This is a genomic window from Neoakkermansia glycaniphila (genome assembly GCF_001683795.1).
Taxonomy (GTDB): Bacteria; Verrucomicrobiota; Verrucomicrobiia; order Verrucomicrobiales; family Akkermansiaceae; genus Akkermansia; species Akkermansia glycaniphila.
In genome coordinates, this window is record NZ_LIGX01000023.1 from 72542 (window position 1) to 83160 (window position 10619).

Below are 10619 nucleotides of genomic sequence, written 5' to 3' on the forward strand. Positions count from 1 at the left end.
TCGTCTTCGGAAAAAATTAAGCCTGCGGAGCCTGGGCGATATTCTCGCGCATCTTCGTATCCGCCACCACATTCTGGTAGCGGGCATAATCGATCACGCCCAGATTGCCGTTGCGGAACGCCTCGGCAATCGCCATCGGAATCTCCGACTCGGCTTCCACCACCTTGGCGCGCATCTCCTGCGTACGGGCAGACATTTCCTGCTCCGTCGCCACGGCTGCGGCGCGGCGCACTTCCGCCTTCGCCTGTGCGATCTGCTTATCGGCTTCAGCCTGCTCGGCCTGCAGGCGAGCGCCCACGTTACCGGCCACATCCACATCCGCAATATCGATCGAAAGCACCGTAAACGCCGTCGAAGCATCCACCCCCTTCTCCAGCACCTTGTCGGAAATACCTTCGGGGCGTTCCAGCACATCCTTGTAGGACATCGCGGAACCCACTGCGGACACGATACCTTCACCCACGCGGGCCACGATCGTCTCCTCCGTCGCACCGCCTACGAAACGCTCCAGATTCGTACGCACCGTCACGCGGGCGCGCACCGCCACGGCGATACCGTCGCGTGCCACCGCCGTCAGGCGCGTCTGTCCTGCATTCGGATTCGGACAATCGATCACGCGGGGATTGATGGACGTACGCACGGCTTCAAGCACCGTCTTCGACGTACCCTTCACCGCCAGATCGATGGCGCAGGCGCGGTCGAACGTAAGGGGAATCCCCGCCTTCTCGGCAGCGATCAATGCCAGCACGCAATCCTCGATATCGCCACCCGCCAGATAATGGGCTTCCAGCTTGTCCGTGGACACCTCGAGCCCGGCCTTCACTGCCGTAATACGCGTATCCACCACCAGCGAATAAGGCACCTTCCGCAGCCACATACCGAGCATATTGCTCATGGCTACCGGAGCCTTCGCCAGGCGGGCTCGCAACCACGTCTTGAAAAACTTCGCGATAATGGCGAAAATCACCACCACGACCACAATGGCCACCACGGCGACGATCACACCCAGATTCGATTCTGCGGGACTAGTAACTTGAGCAATCATAACTCATCCCATTTTTCATAAAAAACAAACAGAGTAAAGCAAAAACTGCGCCCGCGCCGCCGCTGCGCCCCGGAACCGCCTCACCTGCCACCGCCACCGGGCCCCACGGGGGATTTTAGACTTGCGAAAAACGCCGCCTTGGCGTACTAAAGGGCGTGCGCACCATCGACTTTGACTATCACCTTCCCGAAGAACTCATTGCGGACCGCCCCGCCCCCCACCGGGAAGACTCCCGCATGCTCGTCGTCCACCGCAGCACCGGCCTCATCGAACACCGGAAATTCACCGACCTCCTCGAATACGTCCGCCCCGGCGACGAATTCGTCATGAACAACACCAAAGTAGTACCCGCACGCTACTTCTCGAACGACGGCCGCATCGAACTCGTCCGCGCCTCCCTCCATACCGACCTCCTCTGGAAATGCCTCGTCCGCCCCGGCCGCAAAATGAAAATCGGCAAAACCGTCGCCATCGGCGAAGCCATCGGCACTGTCGAAAGCATCGATGAAGAAGGCTACCGCCTCATCCGCTTCGACCGCCCCGTGGACGAAGAAACCTACGGCCGCCTCGCCCTCCCGCACTACATGAACCGCGAAAGCGACCCCGACGACAAAGAACGCTACCAGACCGTCTACGCCCGGCACGAAGGAGCCATCGCGGCCCCCACCGCCGGACTCCACTTCACCCCCGAAATCCTCGAACAAATCCCGCACAGCTTCGTCACCCTGCATGTCGGCGTCGGCACCTTCCGCCCGGTCAAAGTCGATCGCATCGAAGAACACCACATGCACACCGAAAGCTTCGTCCTCCCGGAAGAAACGGCCCGGCGCATCGCCGCTGCGCAGCGCGTCGTCGCCGTCGGCACCACCAGCGTCCGCGTCCTCGAACACCTCGCCGCCCGCAACGGCCTGCCACTCTCACCTGCAGCCGGAGAAACGGACATCTTCATCTACCCGCCCTACGAATACAAAATCGTCGATGCCCTGCTCACCAACTTCCACCTGCCCCAAAGCACCCTCCTCATGCTCGTCTCCGCCCTCGCAGGCAGAGAACTCATCCTCGAAGCCTACCGGCAGGCCGTCGAACAACGCTACCGCTTCTTCTCCTACGGAGACTGCATGCTCATCCTCTAAGCCATGAACCGCCTGCTCCCCATCGCCGCCCTCCTCGGAGCCATCCTCCTCCCCGCCTGCTACAACACGCAGACCCGCGACCAATTCACCCGCTCGCTGCAAACCGTCGCTATCCGCGAACCCGGCCACATCGGCTACCGGGGCAGCGACGAACAATACGACTACTTCGACCTCCGCGACACCGTCCGGCAAATCGAACGCATCCGCGTACCCCAGCCGCACAACGCCATGGAAAACAACGACCGCCAGCCCATCGGCACCTACGGCACAGGCTCCCGCACCATGCACCCCACCGTCGCCTGCTCCAACAATCCGGCACTCCGCGCCCACTACCGCATCACGGAAGAAACACCCCTCGTCGCTCCCTCCAAAAGCCTTGACGACGTGCAACATCTGACCCCCGGAGAACCCATTCTCCTCCCTCCGCAAAATTAGACTTGCAAAGCCGGAGGGAAAAGAGTAAGTACATACCCATGATGCACGCACTCGTCAAGACAAAGGCCGACAAAGGATTGGAACTCATTGATATTCCGATGCCCGAAGTCGGCCCGAATGACATACTGATCAAAATCCACAAAACAGCCATCTGCGGCACCGACCTCCACATCTGGAACTGGGACTCCTGGGCACAGAAAACCATCCCCGTCGGCATGCAGGTCGGCCATGAATTCTGCGGCGTCATCGAAGCTGTCGGCTCTGCCGTCACCAGCTACAAACCCGGCGAAATCGTCTCCGGAGAAGGCCACATCGTCTGCGGCCACTGCCGCAACTGCAAAGCGGGCCGCCGCCACCTCTGCCCGAACACCAAAGGCGTAGGCGTCAACCGCCCCGGCTGCTTCGCCGAATATCTCTCCATCCCGCAGGAAAACATCTTCCGCATCCATCCGGACATCCCGATGGAAATCGCCTCCATCTTCGACCCGCTCGGCAACGCCGTCCACACCGCCCTCTCCTGGGACCTCGTCGGCGAAGACGTCCTCATCACCGGAGCCGGAGTCATCGGCTGCATGGCCGCAGCCGTCTGCCGCCACGCCGGAGCAAAAAACATCGTCATCACCGACATCAACGACTACCGCCTCGAACTCGCGCAGAAAATGGGAGCCACCCGCACCGTCAACGTCACCCGCGAAAAACTCGCCGACGTCTGGCACACACTCGACATGAACGAAGGATTCGACGTCTGCCTCGAAATGAGCGGCGCCCCCTCCTGCCTCAAAGACATCCTCGACAACACCTGCAACGGCGCGAAAGTCTCCCTCCTCGGCATCCAGCCGGGAGACGCCCCCGTCGACTGGGACAAAATCATCTTCAAAGGCCTCATGTTGAAAGGCATCTACGGCCGCGAAATGTTTGAAACATGGCACAAGATGGACAAAATGGTACGCGGCGGCCTGAACATCGCCCCCATCATCACCCACCGCCTCCCCTACACCGAATTCAAGGAAGGCTTCGACGCCATGAACACGGGACGCTCCGGCAAAGTCGTCCTCTCCTGGGTCTGACCTCCTCACGGCAGCCCCGCCATACCTGCCCGGCAACAACCGGGAAAAAGCCGCTTCCATCACCCGGAAGCGGCAAATTTTCATCCGGAAACCACACCGGACAAAACGCATCCGCACCGCCGTACCCCGATGCAAATCACGCCGCACATCCATACCCTGCTGAATGAACCCGTCGGCATCGACACCTTCATCACGGATGGAAACTCCATCTCCTGCGAAAACGGCATCACGCTGGAAGTGCTGGACACCCCCGGCCACTCCGCAGGCTCCCAGTGCTTCCTCTTCCATGAAGAACGGGCCCTATTCACCGGAGACGCCATCCCTGTCGAAGGCGACATCCCGATCTACGTCAGCCCGGGCCAATGCGAACGATCATGGAACAAACTCCTCGACCGCCCCGAACCGGAACTCTACCTCTCCGCATGGGACCATGCGAAAAACCGGAAAGAAGGCAAACAAGCCGTCCGGAACGCGCTGGCACGCCACATTGCCCTCGACGCAGCCGTCCGCCGGGCGGCACATGCATCCCCCGAAGCCTCATTCGATCCCCGCTTTGAACACATCGGCCGGGAAATGGGAATGGAACACTGGGAACACCTCGCACCGTTCCGCCAATCCATCGCCGCCCATCTGGAAGAGCTGAAAACGGAGACTGCCGAAAAAAAGCACCCTTCGAATAAAATAGGACTGGACAAACACCCGGAAATAGGGTAAAAGACCGCCCCGCACACATTGCACCATGCCGCTTGCGGCAGGAATCCTTTAGTCACACATACAGATATGTCCAAACACTCTACACTGAAAGCAACCGGTACCGTCGGCGGCAAGCGTTCCGTCCTCAAGCGTTTCGAACGCGTCAAGCTCCTTAAGGAACGCGGTCAATGGAAGAAGGGTCAAAGCCCCCTCGGCCTTCCGAAGACCAAGTTCGACAACTAAGAGTCCATACGGCTACTCCGGATCTCCGGGAAGCGCGACTCACCTTCGATTTTACTGGAGCCTCCCGGTTGCAAACTCTCCGGGAGGTTCTTTTTCCGTTTTAAGGCGTCGAGAGATGCCTGACCTAGCCCCGTAAGAGGCCACGGCAATCCGAGAGGATTGCTTACTATAATAAACACATATATATGACAGAAGAAAACACATCCTATCCGGAAGCGCCGGAAGGAAGCATTCGCCTCAACAAATTCCTCGCATCGTGCGGGTATGAATCGCGCCGGGCAGCAGACAAACTCATCGCCGAAGGACGCGTCGAAATCAACGGCAAAGCCGTCGACACCCCCGGAATCCGCGTCCTCCCGACGGACTTCGTCAAGGTTGACGGACGCCACGCCACCCCCAAGGAAGAAATCACCATCCTGCTCAACAAACCTCGCGGCATCGTATGCAGCCGCGAAGCGCAGGGAGCAGACGGCACGGTCTACGACCTCCTGCCCGTCCGCTACAACTACGTCAACTACGTCGGCCGCCTCGATGCGGACTCCGAAGGCCTCGTCATCATGACCAACAACGGCGTACTGGCCCAGACGCTTGCCCACCCCTCCAACGGCATCGAAAAAGAATACTGGGTCACACTCGACCAGAACTTCGACAACTCCGTCCTCATCCAGCTCCTCAAGGGACTCCGCATCCCCGAAGGCCAGGCCAAGGCCAAATACGTCAGCCGCCTCTCGGCACGCCGCGCCTGCGTCGTCCTCGAACAGGGCCTCAAACGCCAAATCCGCCAGATGTTCTCCTGCATGGGCCTGCGGGTCAAAAAACTCGTCCGCGTCCGCATCGGTTCCCTCTGGGGCGGCGATCTCGAACCCGGCGCCTGCCAGGTACTCACGGCGGACGAAATCGCCCTTGCTCTGAAAAACCCGCCCAAACAGCGCAAGCTCATCGGAGCCAAGCAAGCCTTCAAACCGCGCACGACGGAAACCTCCGACTACACCCCGGCCGAAGACAACGACGATGACGACAACTACGTCTTCGACCCGGCGGACTTCGAAATCGGAGACGACGACGAAACTCCCGGCCTCACCAAATTCTCTGAAGGCGAAGCCTACGAACCCGAACAGGAAACCGAACGCCGCTTTGGCCGCGCTCAGGGACCGCGCAAATTCGACGGAGAACGCCGCAGCTTCGGCAACGACCGCAACTCCGGTGGCGAACGCCGCTCCTTTGGAGACCGCAAACCCTTCGGTGAACGCCGCTTCGACGGAGAACGCCGCAGCTTCGGCAACGACCGCAACTCCGGTGGCGAACGCCGCTCCTTCGGAGACCGCAAGCCCTTCGGCGAACGCCGCTTCGACGGAGAACGCCGCAGCTTCGGCAACGACCGCAATTCCGATGGCGAACGCCGTTCCTTTGGAGACCGCAAACCCTTTGGCGAACGTCGCTTCGACGGAGAACGCCGCTCCTTCGGAGACCGCAAGCCCTTCGGCGAGCGCCGTTTCGACGGAGAGCGCCGCAGCTTCGGCAACGACCGCAATGCCGGTGGCGAACGCCGCTCCTTCGGAGACCGCAAACCCTTCGGCGAACGCCGCTTCGACGGGGAACGCCGCAGCTTCGGCAACGACCGCAATGCCGGTGGCGAACGCCGCTCCTTCGGAGACCGCAAGCCCTTCGGTGAACGCCGCTTCGACGGAGAACGCCGCAGCTTCGGCAACGACCGCAATGCAGGTGGCGAACGCCGCTCCTTTGGAGACCGCAAGCCCTTCGGCGAACGCCGTTTCGACGGAGAACGCCGCAGCTTCGGCAACGATCGCAATGCAGGTGGCGAACGCCGCTCCTTCGGAGACCGCAAACCTTTCGGCGAACGCCGCAGCTTTGGAGACAGGCCCAGCCGCCACTTCGGCGATCGCCCCGACCGCCGCTTCGGCCGCCAGGACTAAACCTCACCGCACCAACAGCCCGAAGACACACCGTCTTCGGGCCTTTTCTTCCCTTGCCATGAAAACATTGCTCACAGCACTCTTCCTCCTGCAAGGCGCCAACCTTTTGCAGGCGGAAACCACCACACCAAACACCCCCCCCCCCTCCGCTCCGGCTGCAACCGAAGCCTTACCGCCGGAAGAAATCCAGAAAATGGAAGCCCTCGAACAGGCTGCCAACAAAGGCGACGCCAAAGCCGCCATGGATCTCGGCATCCGTTATGCAGCGCAGGAAAAAGGCATCGAGGCCGGCCAATGGGGAGAAAAATACCAGCAGATCCTCCGGGAAAAAGCCGAGAAAAACGATACTGCCGCCATGATCGACCTCGGCAGCCTCTACCTCCTCGGCAACATGACCCTCAGCATCCTGCCGAACGCCACCGAAAGCCGTAAATGGTGGCTCAAGGCGGCAGAAGCAGGACACGCCGCCAGCCAATACCAGATTGCCCGCATGATGGAAAAAGGCTACGGCGGCCCCAAGGAAACCGAACAGGCGAAACAATGGTATGCCAAAGCCCGCCAATCTCTCGGTGCCCTCGTGCAGAATGCCGAAAAGGCCGCTTCGGAAGATTTGTATTGGCTGGCTATCATGGAACGCGACGGACTCGGCGCGGAAGCCGCACCCGCACAAGCCCTCGCCCACATGCGGCAGGCAGCGGATAAAGGCCATGTCCACGCCGCCTACCGCGTCGCCCGCATGTACGAACAGGGAACCGGATGCGAAGCCTCTCCCGAACAGGCTCTCGCATGGTACCGCAAGGGAGCGGAACTCGGAAGCATCGACGCCATGATGATGCTCGCAGCCAACTACAAGGCGGGCCGCGGCGTACCACAGGACCTCACGCTCAGCGTCAAATACCTCCAGCAGGCTGCCGCCCGGAACCACCCCGCGGCCATCTACCTCCTCGGCAAAGCCTACCTCTCGGGAGAAGGCATTGAAAAAGATCCGGCCAAAGCCCTCGCCTGCACCGAGCAGCTTGCCTCCTTCGGCTACGGCCCTGCTCTGCTCGACGCCGCCGACATGTACATGAGAGGCATCGGCACGGCCAGGGATGAGAAAAAAGCGGTCGACATGCTCACTCTCGCAGCCAACACCTACGGCGACGCTCCCGGAGCCGCCGCCGCCCATGCGCTCGCACTCTACTACGACGACCAAGGAAACAAGGAGCTGGCGGACACATGGTACTACATCGCCTCCGAACGCGGAGTGCCCGCCGCCATGGCGCGCCGCGGCCTGCTCCACCTCCTGCCCGGCTCCTCCCAGCCGTGGAACCCGTTGCGCGCATACAAATGGTGGAGCATCGGCGCAGAACGGGGAGACAAAACCAGCGCATTCTACAAAAACCTCATGCTCTGGGCCGGCATTCCTCTCGTCATCATCATCTGCATCATCCCGCTATTCATTGTCGCCCGGCTCAACAAACAAAGCCTCGCGCTGGATGCCGAAGCCGCCAAAAAAGCGGCGGAGCAGCCGAAACCATAGCCATCGCGCAGCCCTCTTCCAACCGCGGAATGCCATACGGCATTCCGCAAACGGGAACGGACAACCGACTCTCACGAGCGTCGGTCCTTTTTCTTTCGGCAGGAACAGAGAAGACACCTTAGCGGCTTGACAACCTACCTACCCGAGAGTATCCTTCCTTTCCCGTGTGCGGCACCACGCTGCACACTTGTACGCAATCCACTGATTAACACACACATATGTCTAACACAACCTGCGCATGCAGCGCAACGCCCGACAAAATCGTCTATTCCTTCGGCGGAGGGACCGCCGACGGTAACGGCACTATGAAAAATCTCCTTGGCGGCAAAGGCGCCAACCTCGCCGAAATGGCACGCATCGGCCTCCCGGTGCCTCCAGGCTTCACCATCACCACGGAAGTCTGCACCTACTACTACGCCCATGGCCGCACCTACCCCTGCACTCTTGACAACGACATCAAGGCAGGCATCGCCAAAATGGAAGAAATCGTCGGCAACAAATTCGGCGACACCAAGGCCATGCCCCTCCTCGTCTCCGTCCGCTCCGGCGCACGCGAATCCATGCCCGGCATGATGGACACCATCCTCAACCTCGGCCTCAACGACGAAACCGTCGTCGCCATGGCAGACGCCACGCAGAACCCCCGCTTCGCATGGGACTGCTACCGCCGCTTCATCCAGATGTACGGCGACGTCGTCCTCGGCGTTCAGAAACTTCCGGGCGAAGACCACGAACCCTTCGAAACCGTCATCGAAAACCTCAAGCACGAACGCTACGGCAAGGACATCCTCGACTCCGACATGACCGCCGAAGACTCGCAGGAACTTGTCAAACGCTTCAAGGCCCTCGTCGCCGAGCGTACCGGCCACGAATTCCCCGTCTGCCCGTGGGAACAGCTTCAGGGAGCCATCGGAGCCGTCTTCGGTTCCTGGAACAACGACCGCGCCAACGTCTACCGCCAGAAATACGGCATCCCGTCCGAATGGGGTACCGCCGTCAACGTCCAGGCCATGGTCTTCGGCAACACCGGTGACGAATCCGGTTCCGGCGTCGCCTTCACCCGCAACCCCGCTTCCGGCGAAAACGTCTTCTACGGCGAATTCCTCATGAACGCGCAGGGCGAAGACGTCGTTGCAGGCGTCCGCACCCCCGATCCTGTGGCAGAACTCGCCAACGTCATGCCCGCGGCTCACGCCACCCTCAGCGAAATCCGCCAGACGCTGGAACAGCACTTCCACGACATGCAGGACTTCGAATTCACCATTCAGGACCGCAAGGTATGGATGCTCCAGACCCGCAACGGCAAGCGCACCGGCGTCGCCGCCTTCCGCATCGCCTGCGAAATGGTCGAAGAAGGCCTCATCGACTGGCAGACCGCCGTCAAGCGCATCCCCGCCGACCAGGTGGACCAGCTCCTCACCCCCATCTTCAGCGGCAACGCCATCAAGGAAGCCAAGCAAATCGCCCACGGCCTCCCCGCTGGCCCCGGCGCAGCCTCCGGACGCGTCTACCTCAATGCCGAACGCTGCGTCGAAGCAGCCGACCGCGGTGAAAAAGTCCTTCTTGTCCGCCTCGAAACATCGCCCGAAGACCTTCGCGGCATGATCGCGGCCGAAGGCATCCTCACCGCACGCGGCGGCGTCTCCTCCCACGCGGCCCTCGTCGCCCGCCAGATGGGCAAGGTCTGCGTCTGCGGCGCCGATGCCCTCAACATCGACTACGCGGCCCGCACCATCACCGTCAACGGCGAAACCGTCAAGGAAGGCGACTACCTCTCCATCGACGGCACCACCGGCCTCGTCTACCTCGGCAAGGTCGACACCGCTCCTTCCGAAATCATCCAGGTGCTCATCGACAAAACCCTTGCCCCCGAACAGAGCCGCGCCTACCAGAACTTCGCCAAGCTCATGGACTGGTGCAGCCAGGCCACGCGCATGAGCGTCCGCACCAACGCGGACTCCCCCTCGCAGGCTGAAGCCGCCATCGCGTTCGGAGCCACAGGCATCGGCCTCTGCCGCACCGAACACATGTTCTTCGAAGGCGACCGCATCGACTTCGTCCGCCAGATGATCCTCGCCACCAAGAAGGTTGACCGCGTGGCAGCCATCAACAAGCTCCTTCCCTTCCAGAAGAGCGACTTCAAGGGCATTTTCAAGGCGCTCAAGGGCCTCCCGGCCACTGTCCGCCTCCTCGACCCGCCCCTCCACGAATTCCTTCCCCAGACCAAGGAACAGCAACGCGACCTCGCAGAAAAATTCGAACTTCGCGTCGAAGACATCATGCGCCGCGTCTCGGAACTCCATGAATTCAATCCCATGCTCGGCCACCGCGGCTGCCGCCTCGGCATCGCCTACCCCGAAATCACCGAAATGCAGGCTCGCGCCATCATCGAAGCCGCCATCGAAGTGACCGAAGAAGAAGGCTTCGAAGTCGTGCCGGAAATCATGGTACCCCTCGTCGCCTTCAAGAAAGAACTCGACATCCAGAAAGCCGTCATCGACAAAGTCGCCGCTCAGGTATTCGAAGAAAAGGGCAAAACCATCAAAT

9 protein-coding genes are annotated in these 10619 nt (G+C 61.0%); 8 read left to right on the forward strand and 1 reads right to left on the reverse strand.

Annotated elements, in window-relative coordinates:
• Nucleotides 1-16: 16 nt before the first annotated feature.
• Nucleotides 17-1045 carry a flotillin-like protein FloA gene (floA, locus tag AC781_RS07295; RefSeq protein WP_067775834.1) on the reverse strand — a complete coding sequence of 343 codons (1029 nt, stop codon included), beginning with the start codon at nucleotides 1043-1045 and terminating at the stop codon, nucleotides 17-19.
• Nucleotides 1046-1200: 155 nt separating this feature from the next.
• Here floA and queA point away from each other — a divergent pair, with 155 nt between their 5' ends.
• From queA to ppdK, 8 genes are all read left to right on the forward strand, one after another.
• A complete protein-coding gene (gene queA / locus AC781_RS07300; protein WP_067775837.1) occupies nucleotides 1201-2178 on the forward strand; it encodes a tRNA preQ1(34) S-adenosylmethionine ribosyltransferase-isomerase QueA in 978 nt (325 codons plus the stop codon).
• 3 nt (nucleotides 2179-2181) lie between these two features.
• A complete protein-coding gene (locus tag AC781_RS07305) occupies nucleotides 2182-2613 on the forward strand; it encodes a hypothetical protein (RefSeq protein WP_067775840.1) in 432 nt (143 codons plus the stop codon).
• Nucleotides 2614-2654: 41 nt separating this feature from the next.
• Nucleotides 2655-3680: an L-threonine 3-dehydrogenase gene (gene tdh, locus AC781_RS07310; protein ID WP_067775875.1), complete on the forward strand. Its 1026-nt coding sequence runs from the start codon at nucleotides 2655-2657 to the stop codon at nucleotides 3678-3680.
• A 129-nt stretch (nucleotides 3681-3809) separates the two neighbouring features.
• Nucleotides 3810-4394 (forward strand): MBL fold metallo-hydrolase, encoded by a 585-nt coding sequence (locus AC781_RS07315; protein ID WP_067775843.1) that lies wholly within the window; start codon nucleotides 3810-3812, stop codon nucleotides 4392-4394.
• Between the two features lie 66 nt (nucleotides 4395-4460).
• On the forward strand, nucleotides 4461-4616 hold the full coding sequence (locus AC781_RS13300) for a small basic protein (protein ID WP_083076733.1): 156 nt from the start codon (nucleotides 4461-4463) through the stop codon (nucleotides 4614-4616).
• Nucleotides 4617-4801: 185 nt separating this feature from the next.
• Complete coding sequence (locus AC781_RS07320; RefSeq protein WP_067775846.1) at nucleotides 4802-6550, forward strand: pseudouridine synthase; 1749 nt, start codon at nucleotides 4802-4804, stop codon at nucleotides 6548-6550.
• A 58-nt stretch (nucleotides 6551-6608) separates the two neighbouring features.
• Nucleotides 6609-8072, forward strand: a complete 1464-nt coding sequence (locus AC781_RS07325) for a tetratricopeptide repeat protein (protein ID WP_067775849.1) — start codon at nucleotides 6609-6611, stop codon at nucleotides 8070-8072.
• Nucleotides 8073-8290: 218 nt separating this feature from the next.
• Nucleotides 8291-10619 (forward strand): pyruvate, phosphate dikinase (ppdK, locus tag AC781_RS07330; RefSeq protein WP_067775852.1); only part of this gene is annotated, 2329 nt, incomplete at its 3' end.

Excerpts from the sequence above, each read along its gene's own strand:
- AC781_RS07305 (WP_067775840.1), top strand. The coding sequence starts at position 2,182 with ATGAACCGCCTGCTCCCCATCGCCGCCCTCCTCGGAGCCATCCTCCTC.
- AC781_RS13300 (WP_083076733.1), top strand. The coding sequence starts at position 4,461 with ATGTCCAAACACTCTACACTGAAAGCAACCGGTACCGTCGGCGGCAAG.
- tdh (WP_067775875.1), top strand. The coding sequence starts at position 2,655 with ATGCACGCACTCGTCAAGACAAAGGCCGACAAAGGATTGGAACTCATT.
- AC781_RS07315 (WP_067775843.1), top strand. The coding sequence starts at position 3,810 with ATGCAAATCACGCCGCACATCCATACCCTGCTGAATGAACCCGTCGGC.
- AC781_RS07325 (WP_067775849.1), top strand. The coding sequence starts at position 6,609 with ATGAAAACATTGCTCACAGCACTCTTCCTCCTGCAAGGCGCCAACCTT.
- floA (WP_067775834.1), bottom strand. The coding sequence starts at position 1,045 with ATGATTGCTCAAGTTACTAGTCCCGCAGAATCGAATCTGGGTGTGATC.
- AC781_RS07320 (WP_067775846.1), top strand. The coding sequence starts at position 4,802 with ATGACAGAAGAAAACACATCCTATCCGGAAGCGCCGGAAGGAAGCATT.